Source organism: Type-A symbiont of Plautia stali (genome assembly GCF_059731155.1).
In genome coordinates this window covers 1,268,353-1,285,079 of sequence record NZ_AP035891.1, presented here as the reverse complement: position 1 = coordinate 1,285,079, position 16,727 = coordinate 1,268,353, and the positions used below count along the sequence as shown (strand labels likewise).

Genomic DNA, 16,727 nt, shown 5'->3' with positions numbered 1-16,727 from the left:
AACTACGCTGTAAGCCAAGCCGGAACGGGTCCTGCCTCCTCAGGCGGCATTGTGGATGCCGCGTAGCTTACCGCTGTCGATTATGACGATTTGCGCACGCGCAGATACCATTCGCACAGCAGACGCACCTGCTTGCGGGTATAACCTTTTTCCATCATGCGATCGACAAAATCGTCGTGTTTTTTCTGTTCGTCCGTGGATGTTTTGGTGTTGAACGAAATCACCGGCAGCAACTCCTCGGTGTTGGAGAACATTTTCTTCTCGATCACCGTGCGCAGTTTTTCGTAGCTGGTCCAGTTTGGATTGCGTCCGTTATTCTGCGCCCGTGCGCGCAGCACAAAGTTGACAATCTCGTTACGGAAATCTTTTGGGTTAATGATCCCGGCAGGTTTCTCGATCTTTTCCAGCTCGGCATTGAGTGATTCACGATCAAACAGCTGGCCGGTATCCGGATCGCGGTACTCCTGATCCTGAATCCAGAAATCCGCGTAAGTGACGTAGCGGTCGAAGATGTTCTGACCATACTTCGAATAGGATTCGAGGTAAGCGGTCTGAATCTCTTTGCCAATAAATTCCGCATATTTCGGAATCAGATAGCCTTTCAGATGTTCCAGATACTTCTCAGCCTGATCCTGCGGGAACTGCTCGCGCTCGATCTGCTGTTCCAGCACGTAAAACAGGTGCACCGGGTTAGCCGCCACTTCGGCATGGTCGAAGTTAAACACGCGTGACAGAATCTTAAACGCGAAGCGGGTCGACAGGCCGTTCATGCCTTCATCCACACCGGCGTAATCGTGATATTCCTGCCACGATTTCGCTTTCGGATCGGTATCTTTCAGGCTTTCACCGTCGTAGACGCGCATCTTCGAGTAGATGCTGGAGTTTTCCGGTTCTTTCAGGCGCGACAGAATCGAGAAGCGCGCCAGCGTTTCCAGCGTGCCGGGTGCGCAAGGCGCGGTGGTCAGCTCACTGTGGTTGAGCAGTTTTTCATAAATTTTGATCTCCTCGGACACGCGCAGGCAGTAAGGCACCTTCACGATGTATACGCGGTCAAGGAAAGCTTCGTTGTTCTTGTTGTTACGGAACGTCACCCACTCTGATTCGTTGGAGTGCGCCAGAATGATGCCGTTAAACGGCAGGGCGGAAATACCTTCGGTACCGTTATAGTTACCTTCCTGAGTGGCGGTCAGCAGCGGATGCAGCACTTTAATTGGTGCTTTGAACATCTCCACGAATTCCATAATGCCTTGGTTGGCGCGGCACAGCGCACCCGAGTAGACGTAGGCATCCGGATCGTTCTGCGCGTGGTTTTCCAGCTTACGGATATCCACTTTACCCACCAGCGCCGAAATATCCTGGTTGTTCTCATCACCCGGTTCGGTTTTGGCAATAGCCAGCTGTTCAAGAATTGACGGCCACACTTTCACGACTTTGAAGCGGGTAATATCGCCGCCAAAGTCATGCAACCGTTTTGCCGCCCACGGCGACATGATGGTGCCAAGGTAACGCCGCGGCACGCCGTACTCTTTTTCCAGAATATTGGCGTCTTCCTGCGGATTAAACAGGCACAGCGGATGGTCATTGACCGGGCTGCGTTCACCGTCAGCACTTAGCACATAGATCGGTACGCGCTGCATCAGCGCTTTAAGCCGTTCGGCCAGCGAGGATTTACCGCCGCCCACCGGGCCGAGCAGGTACAGAATCTGTTTCTTCTCCTCCAGCCCCTGCGCGGCGTGTTTCAGGTAGGAGACGATCTGCTCAATCGCTTCCTCCATACCGTAAAACTCTTCAAAGGCCGGGTAGCGTCCGATGACGCGGTTAGAGAAGATACGGGAAAGGCGAGGCTCTTGGGCAGTATCGACCATCACAGGCTCACCGATGGCCATCAATAGTCGTTCTGCCGCGTTGGCGTATGCACTGCGATCCTGCTTACAGATGGTGAGGAATTCCTGCAGTGTGAACTCTTCGTCCTTGGCAGCTTCATAACGCTGACGATAGTGATCGAATATATTCATAGCGATGCCCGTCCTTTCGTTTTTAGCACAGGTAAAGGAGCGTAATAAGATGCTCTTGCAGCTCCCGGAAGATATTCTTTATTGAGTACAGCAACCCTTATGCCAACCTGACGATTTTTTATCGGGATTCACAATTCTTATGGTTACTCTGCTCGTACAAAAAATTCTCGTCTTACTTTTACTGTAGAAGGCAATCAGAAAAATTGCTCCGTCTTTTCTCCTTATTTAGCGATATATCAATAACAAAGTCTCATAAGCGCTAAGGCCGTCACGCCCTTGCGGCGACAGGTGCGCTGCGTCTCAGACGCTTCTGACAGGATAAAAAGGAAATTAACATTAAAAGTTAAACCAGTGGCAAAATTTGGTTAGACTCTGCGTGTGATTGTTATATTAATGGAATGAATAAATTGTGAACCATTTCAAACTTAAAGCGGTTGCTCTGATGTGTCCTTGCTATTTTGCGGCGTTCAGCACTTACGCTTAACCCGTGTCACTCGGGGCTTCGGTTATTTATGCCCAGTCGCCGTACCGCGGCGGCCAGGACCGATATCTGCCGATCCCGGTCATCAATTATGAGGGGGAAAACTTTTGGTTCCGCAGCCTGCAGGGCGGTTATTACCTGTGGAAAGACCCGCAGAATCAGCTGTCGTTAACGCTGTTAGGCTCGCCGCAGCAGTATGACCCGAAATATAACGATCTGGGCGATATGAAAGGGCTGGACAAGCGTCGCATGACGCTGATGGTCAGCGCGACTTATCGTCATGTTGTGCTGACTGGGGGATTGTGTGTACCGCGCTGCTGGGCGATGTGCTGAATAACCGCAACGGCATGATTTGGGACCTGACCTACCTGTACCGCTTTGATTTCGGCGCGATCAGCCTGACGCTGGGCATTGGCGCAATGTGGAACAGTGCCAACCAAAACCGCTATTACTACGGCGTTTCCGGCCACGAAAGCGCGCGTACCGGCATTGATCGCTATCACCCGGACGACAGCTGGTCGCCTTACGTCGAGATGAACGCCAGCTACCAGATCAGCGAGAGCTGGAACGCCAGCCTGTCAGGCCGTTACACTCGCTTCGCCAGTGAAATCAAAGACAGTCCGATGGTTGATAAGACGGTCAGTTTACGTTGTGGACCGGCGTCAGCTACAGCTTCTGATGACCGCACGAACGCCTCATAATTAGGCGTTTTTGTTACCTTGCACCAATATTGCGCCTTGAAATGGCGCAACAGGAGGTGAGATGAAGACGATTCAGTTTAACGACGATACGCCGTTACCGGCAATCGGTCAGGGCACCTGGTATATGGGCGAAAAACCGGCACAGCGGGCGCAGGAAATCGCTGCGCTGCAGGCTGGACTGGACGCCGGACTGAAACTGATCGATACCGCTGAGATGTATGCCGAAGGCGGCGCGGAAGAGGTGGTCGGCGCAGCGCTGCGCGGACGGCGCGATCAAGCCTGGCTGGTATCAAAAGTTTACCCGCGGAACGCCGGTGAGGTCGATGCGATTGACGCCTGTGAACGCAGTCTGCGCCGTCTGCAGACGGACTATCTCGATCTTTATCTGTTGCACTGGCGCGGTAATGTTCCACTGGAAGAGACCGTGCGCACCATGCAAACGCTGCAGCAGCGGGGCAAAATCCCCCACTGGGGCGTCTCCAATTTTGATAGCGACGATCTGCAGGAGCTGTGGAGTGAGGCCGGAGGGCTGCGTCAGGCGCTGTTTGACGATGCGACTTTGCAGCAGATTGCACAACAGAAGGGCATTAGCATCGCACAGTTGCTGTTGAGCTGGGTGATTCGCCAGCCGGGCGTAATGGCCATTCCCAAGGCGGGCAGCGTGGCGCACGTGCAGGAGAATGCGGCGGCCCTGAATATCACCCTGACCAGCGATGAACTGGCGCTGCTGGATCGCGCCTTTCCGCCGCCGCAGCACAAACTGGCACTGGATGTGGTGTAAACGGCGCGTGCGCCGTTCAGCATTACTTATTGCGGATTCTCAGCGTGACGCCAAGGCGGGCAGGGGTTTCTCCGGCACTTTTCATCGGCTTGTTGATACGCGCCGTCTCCACGCACACCATCGTTTTATAACCATATTAGGCATATCGGCCATGCTGCATGAGAGTGCCGGGCCGGGGTTGTAGGTGACAACGTCACTTTGATAATCGTGATAGACTTCAATCTGGCGCTTACCGGCGCGATCGTGAATCACGCTGCAGTCTTCCGCTGCGGTATGAATGCGATCAACCCGATCGGGATAGGTTTGTTTACCGTCCGCTGCGCTGCCGATGGCATTTTCCTGTACCTTATCGATATAGCTGTTACCGAGCCCGCTAACTTCAACCTGCGCAATGTCCGCCACCTGAAAATAGCTGTGCAGCGCGGCAGTGGCTTCATAATCGCCCTAGGCTTCCAGCTCAATCTCACAGTGTTCAGCAATGCGGAAGCGCGCCAGCAGCGTGAAATCGTGCGGCCACAGTTTTTTCGTTTGTACGTTACTTTCCAGCGTGAACGTCAGCATGACCGCATCTTCGTTCTCATCATGCGCCGTCAGCGTCCACGGCTGATTAAGGGCAAAGCCATGCGCAGGTTCACCCGCCGGACCAAACCACGGCCAGCATACCGGCACGCCGCCGCGAATGGCTTTACCGGTGACGAACGGCGTCTTGTCGCTGAGCCAGATGGCGGGCTGCTGACCGGCCGGCTGCCATGCCAGCAGGTGCGCACCCTGCAGGGCAATGGCGGCGCGCACTTTCGGATGGCTGATCACCAGAATCGGCAATTCACCCATCTGACGCTGCGACAGGTAAGGGGTGATCTGCGTCACCACGGGCAAGTTAAAGAGCGAATTGTGCATTGTCAGACCTTCTCTCATCCAATCGAAAAAAAAAGGGCGACCGAAGTCACCCCTTATCTGTTTAGCCGGTTAGCTTACTTAGCAGCAACCAGTGCAATCAGATCCAGAACCTTGTTGGAGTAACCCGTTTCGTTATCGTACCAAGAAACCAGTTTCACAAAGTTGTCGTTCAGAGCGATACCTGCTTTCGCGTCGAATACGGAAGTCAGGGTTTCGCCGTTGAAGTCGGTAGAAACCACGTCGTCTTCGATGTAGCCCAGCACGTCTTTCATGTCACCTTCAGCAGCGGCTTTGATGGCTGCACAGATGTCTTTGTAAGACGCTGGTTTTTCCAGACGAACAGTCAGGTCAACCACAGAGACGTTTGGCGTCGGTACGCGGAACGCCATACCGGTCAGTTTACCGTTCAGCTCTGGCAGAACTTTGCCTACTGCTTTCGCTGCGCCAGTTGAAGATGGGATGATGTTCTGCGCTGCACCGCGGCCGCCGCGCCAGTCTTTGTGAGATGGGCCATCAACGGTTTTCTGGGTTGCGGTGGTGGCGTGAACCGTGGTCATCAGACCTTCAACGATACCGAACTTGTCGTTGATCACTTTAGCCAGCGGCGCCAGGCAGTTGGTGGTGCAGGAAGCGTTAGACACGATGTCCTGGCCAGCATATTTGTCGAAGTTGGCACCACGAACGAACATTGGGGTGTCGTCTTTAGACGGGCCAGTCAGAACCACTTTCTTCACGCCGGCAGTGATGTGTTTACGTGCGGTTTCGTCGGTCAGGAAGATACCGGTTGCTTCAGCAACAACGTCAACGCCCACTTCGTCCCATTTCAGGTTAGCCGGGTCTTTCTCAGCGGTAACACGGATTTTTTTACCGTTAACAATCAGCGCGCCATCTTTCACTTCTACGGTGCCGTCGAAACGACCGTGTGTAGAGTCATACTTCAGCATGTAAGCCATGTAATCGGCGTCGAGCAGGTCGTTGATCGCGACAATTTCGATGTCAGAACGCTGCTGAGCAGCACGGAAAACGATGCGACCGATACGGCCAAAACCGTTGATACCTACTTTTATAGTCATATATTCCACCAGCTATTTGTTAGTGAATAAAGGTTGGCTGTAAAATTACAAAAACCTTACCAGGCGTCAAGCGGAATCGTGTCAATTGTTGCGACAGGTCAATTCCGGCGCCAGGAATAATTGGGTGCGCAAACGCTTGCGCACCCAATTATTGCGCACCTATCTTACGCCGAATGCAGACTAAAAAGGGATGACTGTTGCAAAGAGTGATCGTCATCACAAAATTGCGCAGTGCTGGTCGGGGCAAAAGCATCCGCACGAAAAAAGACCCGAAAGATGTTGTTCGTTTGTTAGAATACCAGACGATTTTTACAGAATGACACTCTGGAACTCAAAATGGCTAAAGACACCGCACCCGAGGCAAAAATTGCCCAGCTGTCGGAAATGCAGCGCTACGTCACTCAGCATCGCGGAACCGAACCGCCTTTCACCGGCGCGCTGTTGCACAACAAGCAGGAGGGTGTTTATAACTGCTTGGTCTGCAACGCACCGCTGTTTCTCTCCGAAACCAAGTATGACTCCGGCTGCGGCTGGCCGAGCTTTTATCAGCCGTACAACGATGAAGCTATCCGCTATCTGAAAGATGATTCGCACGGTATGCACCGCGTCGAAATCCGCTGCGGTAACTGCGACGCCCATCTGGGCCACGTCTTCCCGGATGGCCCGCAGCCAACCGGCGAGCGTTATTGTGTCAACTCAGCGTCGCTGAACTTTACCGACGAGCAGGGCAATCAGCACGAGGGCTGAGCATGAAGCAGGAACTGGAAGCAATGCTGGCGGCGATGACGCCGGAAGTCTACGAGCGCCTCGCCACCGCAGTGGAAACCGGCAAGTGGCCGGACGGCGTGGCGCTGACGCAGGATCAGAAAGATAACTGCCTGCAGCTGGTGATGCTGTGGCAGGCGCGGCACAACGACGAACTGCAGGACATGACCATCGGTAAAGGCGGCGAGATGGTGATGAAGTCGAAAAAACAGCTGAAGGAAGAGTGGGGAATCGAGTCCGACGTGACTCGCATCAACCTGCATTAACCGGCTGCAGGGCTGGAGAGTTCCAGCCCTGATTTTCAGATAATAACCGCACCCTGCGCCTGCATCTGCGCGATCTCGCTGTCGTCCGGATTGAGATTGACGCCGCGGCAGCCTTCCTGCACCACCTCAACATGATATCCCAGTTCCAGCGCATCCAGCACGCTGTACTTCACGCAATAATCGGTCGCCAGACCCAGCATCACTAGGTCGGTAATGCCGCGCTCGCGCAGCCAGCTGTCGAGCTCGGTTTTGCGGCGGTGCCCGTTATCGAAAAAGGCGCTGTAGCTATCCACATCCACATCGCCGCCTTTATGGAACACCGCATCAATCAGACTGCGATCGAGATCCGGATGGAAATCAGCGCCGTGTGAATGCTGCACGCCGTGATCTGGCCACCAGATCTGGGCCAGACCATTCAGTTCACCGAGCGTATACACCGGCTCGCCAGAGCCCGAGGCAAAGCTGCCGTGATTGGCCGGATGCCAGTCCTGCAATGCCACCACGCATTCCCGCGCGCGCGGAATTCGCGTGCATAGCGATTGGCAACGGCAACCGTCTGGTCACCTTCACGCACGGCCATCGGGCCGCCGGGGCAAAAATCGTTCTGAATATCGATGATTATCAATGCCCGCTTCATGGGATTTTGCTCCGTATCAGTCTTCGGTCAGTTCGCCACGTAAATTCTGCTGCATTTTAGCACGAATTTCAGCGCTGGTGAGGTTCTGGCTTAACAAAAAGTGCAGTTTAGTCAGGATGGCCTCGACGGTAAGATCAAAACCACTGATCACGCCGGCGTGTTCTAGTGCGTTGCCGGTGGCGTAACCGCCCATGTTGACCTTGCCGGACATGCACTGCGTCAGATTCACCACCACAATTCCGCGCTCGCTGGCCTGCTGCAGTTCGGCAAGAAACTCGGCATTTTGTGGCGCGTTGCCCACACCGTAAGAACGCAGAATCAGCGCCTTCACCGGCTGACGCAGGAAATTGCGCACCACGTCGGCAGAGATGCCCGGATAGATCGTCACCACGCCAATCGACTGGGGGGTGATCGGATGGACGATCAGCTCACCGCTGCCGCGCGGTGCCGGCGGCGTATTGAGACGGCGAATGTGGATGCCCGCTTCCAGCAGCGGCGACAGGTTCGGTGACGCGAACGCATTAAAACCGTTGGCGTGGGCTTTGGTGGTGCGGTTACCGCGGAACAGCGTGTTGTTGAAGAACAGCGCCACTTCATTAATCGGGTAATTTGCCGCGACGTACAGCGAGTTCAGCAAATTTTGCTGGCCGTCTGAACGCAGCTCGGCCAGAGGAGTCTGCGACCCGGTGACGATCACCGGCTTGGCCAGGTTCTCCAGCATGAACGACAGCGCCGACGCGGTGAACGCCATGGTATCGGTGCCATGCAGAATGACGAAACCGTCATAGCGATCGTAGTTCAGCTGGATGTCGTCAGCGATTGACTGCCAGTCCTGCGGCGTCATATCCGAGGAGTCAATCAGCGGATTGTATTCGTGGATGGTGAAATCCGGCATTTCCGGACGGTGAAACTCTGGCATCATCGCCAGCTGCTGCTGCAGATGGCCAGAGACCGGAATGTAACCCTGCGCGGAGCGTTGCATACCGATGGTCCCGCCCGTGTAGGCTACATAGATATTTTTCTTTTGCATGAATGGACTCAGACTTGCCGTAAAACGCGCAGTATAAGGGGATTAGCGGGGAAAAGCAGCCCGACCAGCGGCCGGGCTGTAAAGATTAGCGTACGTTGCCGCAGGTCAGGCAGAACGCGTAACGGTTTTGCGGATCGTTGAGATTATTCAACAGGCCCGGCTGCGCCTGCAGCGCGCCCATCACTTCGCTGACCGGTGCCGGCAGCCACACTTTCAGCGCAGCCGGCAGCACGGCCTGCGCCGACGCATTCATCTGGTTAAGCAGCAGATCGATCATCCCCGGATCGTCATGATACCAGCTCAGTTCAGGTTTCGCGACCTTCGCCAGCTCGGCGGCTTTAGCCACTGCATCGTCGAAGTCGCCCAGCGCATCCACCAGCCCATTGGCTTTGGCATCGCTACCGGTCCAGACGTGACCCTGCGCGATGGCATCAATCTGCTGTGGCGTTTTATGGCGTGACGCCGCGACCAGACCGACAAAGTTGCGATAACCGTTTTCAATGGTCAGCTGCATCAGCTGCTGCGCTTCAGTCGGCAGTGCTTTGGTGGTCGACACATCCGCCAGCGGCGAGGTGGCAACGCCGTCGCTGTGTACGCCGATGCTGCTCAGGCTATTCTCCACCGTATTGATCACGCCAAAGATGCCGATCGACCCGGTCAGAGTGCTCGGCGCCGCGACGATATAGTCGGCCGGCGTGGAGATCCAGTAGCCGCCCGATGCCGCCATGCCGCCCATCGAAACCACCACCGGCTTACCGGCATCGTGCGCAGCCGCCAGCTCTTCACGGATGGCTTCAGAGGCCGTTACGCTGCCGCCCGGGCTGTTGACGCGCAGCACGATGGCTTTGATTTTGTCGTCGAGGCGGGCGTCGCGGATCTGTGCAGCGGTGGTGTCGCCACCGACGTTGCCGGCGCTCTCTTCGCCGTCCATGATGGCGCCGCTGGCGAGAATCACCGCAATGTTGCCATCCTGCTGCGTCGGTTGTTTGACGTTGTAGTAATAGATGCTGACGTTGCGGTAGTCATTGCTGGCTTTATCCCAGCCAAAGGTTTTCACCAGCTCGCGATCGGCGGCAGCGCGCGAATCCAGCACATCCACCAGTTTGTTCTCCAGGGCATATTTAGCGGTATCGCCCTGAACTTCCTGCAGACCGCTGATTATTCCCGCCGCCCCCGGGAACAGCTGCTGCGGCGTGATTTGCCGGTTGGCCGACACCGTATTGAGGTAATTCTGCCACAGCTGGCCGACCCAGCGGCCATCAGCATCGCGCGCTTCCGGCGACATATCATCACGCAGGAAAGGTTCAACCGCGGACTTATAGGTGCCGACACGGAACACGTGCGAGCTGACTTTCAGCTTATCCAGCAGGGATTTGTAATAGAGGCCGTTGGTGGCGAAACCATGCAGATCCACCGTGCCCTGCGGGGACAGATAGACCTTCGTGGCGTAGCTGGCGAGATAGTATTGCGCCTGGCTATAGCTGTCGCCGAGGGCAAAAATGGGTTTGCCCGCGTCGCGGAATTCGCGCAGCGCCTTACCAACGTACTGCAGCGAAGGCTGATCGCTGCCGGCAAAATCGCGCAGATCCAGCACCATGCCGGTGATATTTTTATCGCTCTTTGCCTGACGAATGGCATCGACCACATCAAACAACGAATTTTCCTGCAAACGATCGCTGCTGGCACCAAGCAGCTGGCGGCTGATGCGGCTCAGACGATTGCTGACCGACGGTTTGTCCACCAGCACGCCGCTCAGGTCCACTTTCAGCGCACCCTGCTGCACCGGTTCACTGCTGCTGGCGCTGGATAGCTGCAGCCAGATGCCGACGCCGGCCAGAATTAACACAATCAGGAACAGATTCAGGATAAATTCCCGGATAAAATTCAGCACCCGCCAGCTCCAGCGGAACAGGCCAGCAATAATTCGCCACAATGTGCGCATAAACTCTCCATATTCACGTAGCCAGGGCAGCCGGTATGCGGTCTGCCCCGATGTCGGGTTCATCCTAAAGAGCAGCGTGCGAAAAGTCAGCAGGAAATCGCGCCAGACTGTTACAAAAGATCGCGCTGTGCCAAGATTAGCACACGCTTTGTTAATCACGGGAGAATCAAGATGGATGCACTGGAATTACTGGTAAACCGTCGTTCAGCGTCGCGTCTGACCGAGCCGGCACCGGCCGGTGAGGTGCTGCAGAATATTCTGCACGCGGGTATGCGCGCACCGGATCACGGGACGCTGCAGCCGTGGCGCTTCATCATCATTGAAAATGAGGGGCGCGAACGCTTTAGCCATCTGCTGGAGCAGGCCGCACGCGACAGCCAGCTGGATGACAAAGCCATCGGGAAGGCCCGGACGTCACCGTTCCGCGCGCCGATGATCATCACCGTTGTCGCGCACTGCGAAGACTCCACCAAAGTCCTGCGCTGGGAGCAGGTCGTGTCCGCTGGCTGCGCGGTGATGGCGATGCAGATGGCGGTCGTCGCGCAGGGCTTTAACGGCATCTGGCGCAGCGGGCCATGGACCGATCATCCGCAGGTACGCGCCGCCTTTGGCTGCCGCGAGCAGGATGCGATTGTTGGTTTCCTCTACCTCGGTACGCCCCAGCTGAAAGCCAATACCACCGTGGTTGCGCCCGACAGCGAGGCGTTTGTCAGTTATTTCTGACAGACAGCCGCGGGTTTCTGCGGCAAGGTGCATGCAACGACACTGATTGCACAGTCGCTGTGCGAAAGATCGCGCTTAGCGGCGACAGCGCTTACCAGCAGCGGGCAGCCAGGCTAACATAGCCCTCTCTGTTCAGCGCACAAGGAACCCGCCATGAGCGAACCGCTTCGTTTGACGCAATACAGCCACGGCGCTGGCTGCGGCTGTAAAATTTCACTTCAGGTGTTTGAGACCATTTTGCACAGCGAACTGGCTGCCTTTCACGATCCGCAACTGCTGGTCGGCAATGAAACCCGTGACGATGCTGCAGTGTACGATCTTGGCAACGGCACGGCGGTAGTCAGCACTACTGACTTCTTTGATGCCCATCGTTGACGATCCGCACACCTTTGGCCGTATCGCGGCCACTAACGCCATCAGTGATATTTACGCCATGGGCGGCAAACCGATCATGGCCATCGCCATTCTCGGCTGGCCGGTTAATGTGCTGGACGCAAAGGTGGCGCAGCAGGTGGTGGAGGGCGGTCGCGCGGCCTGCCAGGCGGCTGGCATCGCGCTGGCGGGCGGTCACTCAATCGATGCGCCGGAACCGATTTTTGGCCTTGCCGTTACCGGCATCGTTGACGTGGCGCGCGTGAAAAAGAACAGCGCCGCGCAGGTGGGCTGCGAGCTGTTCCTCACCAAACCGCTTGGCATCGGTATTCTGACTACCGCAGAGAAAAAAGGGCTGCTGGTGGCGGTGCAGCCTGACGCTGTCGCGGCGTTTCGCGCGTGCGCCGCGCAGGCTGGCGTTGAGGCCACGGCGATTGGCACACTGCTGCCGGCCGACCGCGCCCATCCACTGATTACTGTAGTCACCTGACGTAAAGGAACGACGCCATTCATGCGTTTGTTTATTGCTGAAAAACCCAGTCTGGCACGCGCCATCGCCGATGTGCTACCTAAACCGCATCGACGTGGCGACGGCTATATTGCCTGTGGTAATGACCAGGTTGTGACATGGTGTGTCGGGCATCTGCTGGAGCAGGCGCAGCCTGACAGCTATGACAGCCGCTATGCGCGCTGGAATCTGGCGGACTTACCCATCATCCCGGATAAATGGCGCCTGCAGCCGCGCCCCTCAGTGGCGAAACAGCTCAAAGTGATTGAGGGGTTACTGCAGCAGGCCAGCGTGGTGGTGCACGCCGGTGACCCGGATCGCGAAGGACAACTGCTGGTCGACGAAGTGCTCGATTATCTGCAGCTGCCGGCTGAAAAGCGCCAGCAGGTGCAGCGCTGCCTGATTAACGACCTCAACCCTGCGGCGGTCCAGCGCGCGGTGAGCCGTTTGCGCGAGAACCGTGAATTCATTCCGCTGTGCGTCTCGGCACTGGCCCGGGCGCGCGCTGACTGGCTGTATGGCATCAACATGACGCGCGCCTGGACGCTGCTGGGCCGCAACGCCGGTTACGACGGCGTGCTCTCGGTGGGACGCGTACAGACGCCGGTGCTGGGGCTGGTGGTGAGGCGCGATGAAGAGATCAAAAACTTTGTGCCGAAGGATTACTTCGAAGTGAAGGCGCACATCGTCACCCCTAAAGAGGAGCGCTTCGTTGCCAGCTGGATCCCCAGCGATGTCTGTGAACCGTGGCAGGATGATGAGGGCCGTTTGCTGCATCGTCCTCTCGCTGACCACGTGCTTGAACGTATCAACGGCAAACCGGCGTGGGTTACTGGCTACAACGATAAGCGGGAGTCGGAAACGGCGCCGCTGCCATTTTCCCTCTCCAGCCTGCAAATCGAAGCGGCGAAGCGTTTTGGTCTGAGTGCCCAGACGGTACTGGACTGCTGTCAGCGTTTGTATGAAACCCATAAGCTGATTACGTATCCGCGCTCGGACAGCCGCTATCTCCCGGATGAACATTTTGCCGGACGCCATGCGGTGCTGAACGCCATTCAGGCGCATCAGCCGGACGTATCACTGCCGGCGGATTTCAATCCGGATCAGAAAAATCGCTGCTGGGACGATAAAAAAGTGGATGCGCACCATGCCATCATTCCTACGGCGCGCGCCAGCAAGGTGAACCTGAGCGACAATGAAGCCAATATTTACGGTCTAATTGCGCGCCAGTATCTGATGCAGTTTTGTCCCGACGCGGTATTTCGCAAATGCGTCATCGACCTCGATATCGGCGGTGGCAAGTTCGTCGCCAAAGCACGTTTTCTTGCCGAAGCCGGCTGGCGTGCGCTGCTGGGCAGTAAAGAGCGCGATGAAGAGAATGACGGCACGCCGCTGCCGGTGGTGAGTAAAGGCGATGAGCTGTTGTGTGAGCGTGGTGAGGTGCTGGCGAAGCAGACTCAGCCGCCGCGGCCGTTCACCGATGCCACGCTGCTATCGGCCATGACCGGTATCGCCCGCTTTGTGCAGGATAAAGAATTAAAGAAAGTGCTGCGTGCGACCGATGGTTTAGGAACGGAAGCGACGCGTGCCGGCATCATAGGATTGCTGTTCCGCCGTACATTTCTGGTGAAAAAAGGTCGCTATATTCACTCAACCGAGGCGGGCAGGGCGCTGATTCATGCGTTACCTGAGATGGCCGCGCGGCCGGATATGACGGCTCACTGGGAGTCAACGCTTACCCGCATCAGTGAAAAAGCCTGTCGCTATGATGAGTTTATGCAGCCGCTGGTCAGTACCTTGATCGGACTGATCGGTGAGGCGCGCCAGAGGCCGTCGCTGCAGGCTTTTCGTGGATTAGCCGCGACCGGAGCGAAGACGCGCAGTAAAGGCAAAACGCCCCGGCGCAAAACGAAGGAGACGGAATAATGCGTTACGCAACGCTGTTCCTGAGTGTGCTGCTGCTGTGCAGCCATGCCGCGCTGGCTAATCGCCAGCCGGAGCCCGCTCGGATGGGCAATACCGACGTGGTGGTGGATATGCCGCCAGAAGTGTGGACGCAGGGGCAGAATCGCCAGCAGAACAACTGCCTGCAGTGCTGTATCTATGAAAATCGCAGCTACTCCGAAGGAGTCGTGGTGAAAGCGGAAGGCGTACTGCTGCAGTGTGCGCGTGACGAAAAAGTGCTGGGCACCAATCCGCTACTGTGGAAAATCATTAAGTAAGCGGGCATGGCGCGCAGGCGCCATGCTGTTCAGTTACAGCTTGAAACTGGACCACACCGGCGCGTGATCGGACGGTTTGTCCATGCTGCGAATAGCGTAGTCGATGCCGCTATCGATGCAGCGCGACGCCAGCGGTGGGCTGGCCAGCAGCAGATCGATGCGCAGACCGCGGTTGTCATCAAATCCTTTGGAGCGATAGTCGAACCACGAGAAGCGATCTGCGGTTTCCGGGTTTTTCTCACGCCACGTATCGACCAGTCCCCACTGCAGCAAACGGTCCATCCACTCGCGCTCTTCCGGCAGGAAAGAGCATTTGCCGGTGCGCAGCCAGCGCTTACGGTTCTCTTCACCAATACCAATGTCCAGATCGGTACTGCTGATGTTCATATCTCCCATGATCAGCACCGGCTTGTCGGCCGCCAGTTGCTGCTCGAGATAGCTTTGCAGGTCGCGATAAAACTTCTCTTTGGCCGGGAACTTGATGGGATGGTCACGGCTTTCCCCCTGCGGGAAGTAACCGTTGATGACGGTTATATCGCCAATCGGGCTGGGAATTTCTGCCATGATCAGACGTCGCTGGGAATCTTCGCCGTCATCGGGAAAACCGCGTCGAACTGCCACCGGCTGCGTCTTGGTCAGCAGCGCCACGCCGTAATGGCCTTTCTGGCCGTGATAGAACATGTTGTAACCCAGCTTGCTGACCTCTTCCAGCGGGAACATATCATCGTGCACTTTGGTTTCCTGCAGGCCGATGACATCCGGTTGATGCTGTTCAACCAGCGCCGCCAGCTGATGAGGACGTGAGCGCAAACCGTTGATGTTAAAAGAGATAAATTTCATTTCACTGCCATTTTTCGTCGCAAATGGTTGCGGCGATGGTAACCAGGTTTGCGGCAAAAGTCATGGCTTGCGTCGTAAGAGCGTGACGATAAGAGCAAGAGGCAGCGCGCGGGTTATTTGTGGTGGGGGACGCAGGATAGCTGGGTGAGGAGGGCGATGCCGCTCAGCCTGGAGGCGTTGATGTGAATATCCAGGTGCGCATTAATGCGCACCCTACAATCCGGGCGACAACAGGGACGATGTGGGTAGAAACCGGTCACATGGGTAACACTTGAGTCCGTATCACTACAGGGCGCCATTGATGGCGACCAGGCATTGCCTGAATTCAGATGTCAACTAGGAGAAAAGTGCAGCATGAGATGGTGGCGGGAGAAGGATTCGAACCTTCGAAGTCGATGACGGCAGATTTACAGTCTGCTCCCTTTGGCCGCTCGGGAATCCCGCCACTGGCCTGAATCTTTATGCCTGAAAGCGGGGCGCATCATACCAAATGCGTTCAGTCTGTAAAGCGCCCGCAGTAAAAAACTCAATCGTTTGCCCACTTTTTACGCGTGACGCTGAAGAGTTGCGCAAATTAGCGCCGCAGTGGTTAAAGAATGATCGTGCGGTTACCGTAAACAAACACGCGCTGGCCCAGCACTTTGTACAGCGCGCGGCTCAGTACATTCTTTTCCACGTCGCGTCCGGCACGCATCATCTCTTCAGCGGTATAGCTGTGATCGACGTTAATCACGTCCTGCATGATGATAGGGCCTTCATCCAGGTTGTCGTTCATGTAGTGCGCTGTAGCACCGATGATCTTCACGCCGTGCTCATAGGCCTGATGATAAGGACGGGCGCCAATGAAGGCTGGCAGGAACGAGTGGTGAATATTGATGATCTGGTTGGGATAACGCTGCACAAACGCCGGCGTCAGCACGCGCATGTATTTCGCCAGCACCACGTAATCCGGCTGATAGCGATCGATCTCATCTGCCATGCGGTTATCGTGCTCTTCGCGCGTCAGGCCTTCATGGCTGACCAGCACGAACGGGATGTCAAAACGCTCGACCAGGGAACGCAGCGTTTCATGGTTGCCAATGACGGCGGCGATTTCCATGTCCAGACCACCAAAAGCGCTCTTCATCAGCAGATCGCCCAAGCAATGTGCCTCTTTGGTGACCAGAATCACCACGCGGCGACGTCCGGCGCTGTGCAGCTCACGTACCGAACCGGCCGGCAGCGCGCTGTCGAGATCAGCCAGCAGCGTGTTGTCGTTGAAAATGCCTTCCAGCTCTGTGCGCATGAAAAAGCGCCCGGTACGGTGATCGACGAACTCATTGTTCTGCACAATGTTCAGTTCGTGCTTGTAGCAAATGTTGGTGATCTTGGCGATCAGATCCTTTGGATCGGGGCAAATGGTCCGTAAAACTTTTCGTTGCATGGTTTGCGCTTGCATCTCGATCAGAGTCCTGTCAAAGCGATGAATAGTGAA

12 protein-coding genes, 1 tRNA gene and 4 pseudogenes are annotated in these 16,727 nt (G+C 56.2%); 8 read left to right on the top strand and 9 right to left on the bottom strand.

Annotated elements, in window-relative coordinates; translation table 11 throughout:
- Positions 1-80: 80 nt before the first annotated feature.
- A complete protein-coding gene (yeaG, locus tag AC6I8M_RS06915) occupies positions 81-2,015 on the bottom strand; it encodes a protein kinase YeaG (protein WP_010618753.1) in 1,935 nt (644 codons plus the stop codon).
- A 409-nt stretch (positions 2,016-2,424) separates the two neighbouring features.
- Between yeaG and AC6I8M_RS06910 the strand changes: the two are divergent.
- Positions 2,425-3,175 (top strand): annotated as a pseudogene (locus tag AC6I8M_RS06910) (MipA/OmpV family protein).
- A gap of 83 nt (positions 3,176-3,258) precedes the next feature.
- Positions 3,259-3,978: an aldo/keto reductase gene (locus tag AC6I8M_RS06905; protein ID WP_010618756.1), complete on the top strand. Its 720-nt coding sequence runs from the start codon at positions 3,259-3,261 to the stop codon at positions 3,976-3,978.
- Between the two features lie 22 nt (positions 3,979-4,000).
- Here the strand turns inward: AC6I8M_RS06905 and AC6I8M_RS06900 are convergent.
- Together AC6I8M_RS06900 and gapA are read right to left on the bottom strand one after the other, a co-directional pair.
- Positions 4,001-4,875: pseudogene (locus AC6I8M_RS06900) on the bottom strand (D-hexose-6-phosphate mutarotase).
- A gap of 74 nt (positions 4,876-4,949) precedes the next feature.
- The gene (gene gapA / locus AC6I8M_RS06895) at positions 4,950-5,948 is read right to left on the bottom strand and encodes a glyceraldehyde-3-phosphate dehydrogenase (RefSeq protein ID WP_010618757.1); all 999 of its coding nucleotides are present in this window, start codon (positions 5,946-5,948) and stop codon (positions 4,950-4,952) included.
- 336 nt (positions 5,949-6,284) lie between these two features.
- On the opposite strand from gapA, the gene msrB reads away from it, so the two are divergent.
- Together msrB and AC6I8M_RS06885 are read left to right on the top strand one after the other, a co-directional pair.
- Positions 6,285-6,695 carry a peptide-methionine (R)-S-oxide reductase MsrB gene (gene msrB, locus AC6I8M_RS06890; RefSeq protein WP_010618758.1) on the top strand — a complete coding sequence of 137 codons (411 nt, stop codon included), beginning with the start codon at positions 6,285-6,287 and terminating at the stop codon, positions 6,693-6,695.
- 2 nt (positions 6,696-6,697) lie between these two features.
- The gene (locus AC6I8M_RS06885) at positions 6,698-6,979 is read left to right on the top strand and encodes a YeaC family protein (protein ID WP_010618759.1); all 282 of its coding nucleotides are present in this window, start codon (positions 6,698-6,700) and stop codon (positions 6,977-6,979) included.
- 35 nt (positions 6,980-7,014) lie between these two features.
- Here AC6I8M_RS06885 and pncA read toward each other — a convergent pair.
- From pncA to sppA, 3 genes and pseudogenes are all read right to left on the bottom strand, one after another.
- Positions 7,015-7,616: pseudogene (gene pncA, locus AC6I8M_RS06880) on the bottom strand (bifunctional nicotinamidase/pyrazinamidase).
- Positions 7,617-7,632: 16 nt separating this feature from the next.
- Entirely contained in the window at positions 7,633-8,646 is a 1,014-nt protein-coding gene (gene ansA / locus AC6I8M_RS06875) for an asparaginase (protein WP_010618761.1), read from the bottom strand.
- Positions 8,647-8,731: 85 nt separating this feature from the next.
- Positions 8,732-10,588: a signal peptide peptidase SppA gene (gene sppA, locus AC6I8M_RS06870; protein ID WP_010618762.1), complete on the bottom strand. Its 1,857-nt coding sequence runs from the start codon at positions 10,586-10,588 to the stop codon at positions 8,732-8,734.
- A gap of 171 nt (positions 10,589-10,759) precedes the next feature.
- On the opposite strand from sppA, the gene AC6I8M_RS06865 reads away from it, so the two are divergent.
- The 4 genes and pseudogenes from AC6I8M_RS06865 (at position 10,760) to AC6I8M_RS06850 (ending at position 14,413) form a co-directional block, all read left to right on the top strand.
- A complete protein-coding gene (locus tag AC6I8M_RS06865) occupies positions 10,760-11,311 on the top strand; it encodes an NAD(P)H nitroreductase (protein WP_010618763.1) in 552 nt (183 codons plus the stop codon).
- A gap of 153 nt (positions 11,312-11,464) precedes the next feature.
- Positions 11,465-12,044, top strand: a pseudogene (gene selD, locus AC6I8M_RS06860) (selenide, water dikinase SelD); the annotation flags it as partial.
- Between the two features lie 150 nt (positions 12,045-12,194).
- Positions 12,195-14,117: a DNA topoisomerase III gene (locus AC6I8M_RS06855; RefSeq protein WP_010618764.1), complete on the top strand. Its 1,923-nt coding sequence runs from the start codon at positions 12,195-12,197 to the stop codon at positions 14,115-14,117.
- Positions 14,117-14,413, top strand: coding sequence for a YnjH family protein (locus AC6I8M_RS06850; RefSeq protein WP_498013717.1), 297 nt, complete (start codon positions 14,117-14,119; stop codon positions 14,411-14,413). Before AC6I8M_RS06855 ends, AC6I8M_RS06850 begins: the two co-directional genes overlap by 1 nt.
- A 33-nt stretch (positions 14,414-14,446) precedes the next feature.
- On the opposite strand, the gene xthA is transcribed toward AC6I8M_RS06850, so the two are convergent.
- From xthA to purU, 3 genes are all read right to left on the bottom strand, one after another.
- On the bottom strand, positions 14,447-15,253 hold the full coding sequence (xthA, locus tag AC6I8M_RS06845) for an exodeoxyribonuclease III (RefSeq protein WP_010618766.1): 807 nt from the start codon (positions 15,251-15,253) through the stop codon (positions 14,447-14,449).
- A 360-nt stretch (positions 15,254-15,613) separates the two neighbouring features.
- Positions 15,614-15,698 (bottom strand) — tRNA-Tyr (locus AC6I8M_RS06840).
- Positions 15,699-15,842: 144 nt separating this feature from the next.
- A complete protein-coding gene (gene purU, locus AC6I8M_RS06835; RefSeq protein ID WP_010618903.1) occupies positions 15,843-16,691 on the bottom strand; it encodes a formyltetrahydrofolate deformylase in 849 nt (282 codons plus the stop codon).
- Positions 16,692-16,727 lie beyond the last annotated feature (36 nt).

Coding starts and splice junctions, on each gene's coding strand:
- yeaG (WP_010618753.1), bottom strand. CDS start 2,015: ATGAATATATTCGATCACTATCGTCAGCGTTATGAAGCTGCCAAGGAC.
- AC6I8M_RS06905 (WP_010618756.1), top strand. CDS start 3,259: ATGAAGACGATTCAGTTTAACGACGATACGCCGTTACCGGCAATCGGT.
- gapA (WP_010618757.1), bottom strand. CDS start 5,948: ATGACTATAAAAGTAGGTATCAACGGTTTTGGCCGTATCGGTCGCATC.
- msrB (WP_010618758.1), top strand. CDS start 6,285: ATGGCTAAAGACACCGCACCCGAGGCAAAAATTGCCCAGCTGTCGGAA.
- AC6I8M_RS06885 (WP_010618759.1), top strand. CDS start 6,698: ATGAAGCAGGAACTGGAAGCAATGCTGGCGGCGATGACGCCGGAAGTC.
- ansA (WP_010618761.1), bottom strand. CDS start 8,646: ATGCAAAAGAAAAATATCTATGTAGCCTACACGGGCGGGACCATCGGT.
- sppA (WP_010618762.1), bottom strand. CDS start 10,588: ATGCGCACATTGTGGCGAATTATTGCTGGCCTGTTCCGCTGGAGCTGG.
- AC6I8M_RS06865 (WP_010618763.1), top strand. CDS start 10,760: ATGGATGCACTGGAATTACTGGTAAACCGTCGTTCAGCGTCGCGTCTG.
- AC6I8M_RS06855 (WP_010618764.1), top strand. CDS start 12,195: ATGCGTTTGTTTATTGCTGAAAAACCCAGTCTGGCACGCGCCATCGCC.
- AC6I8M_RS06850 (WP_498013717.1), top strand. CDS start 14,117: ATGCGTTACGCAACGCTGTTCCTGAGTGTGCTGCTGCTGTGCAGCCAT.
- xthA (WP_010618766.1), bottom strand. CDS start 15,253: ATGAAATTTATCTCTTTTAACATCAACGGTTTGCGCTCACGTCCTCAT.
- purU (WP_010618903.1), bottom strand. CDS start 16,691: ATGCAAGCGCAAACCATGCAACGAAAAGTTTTACGGACCATTTGCCCC.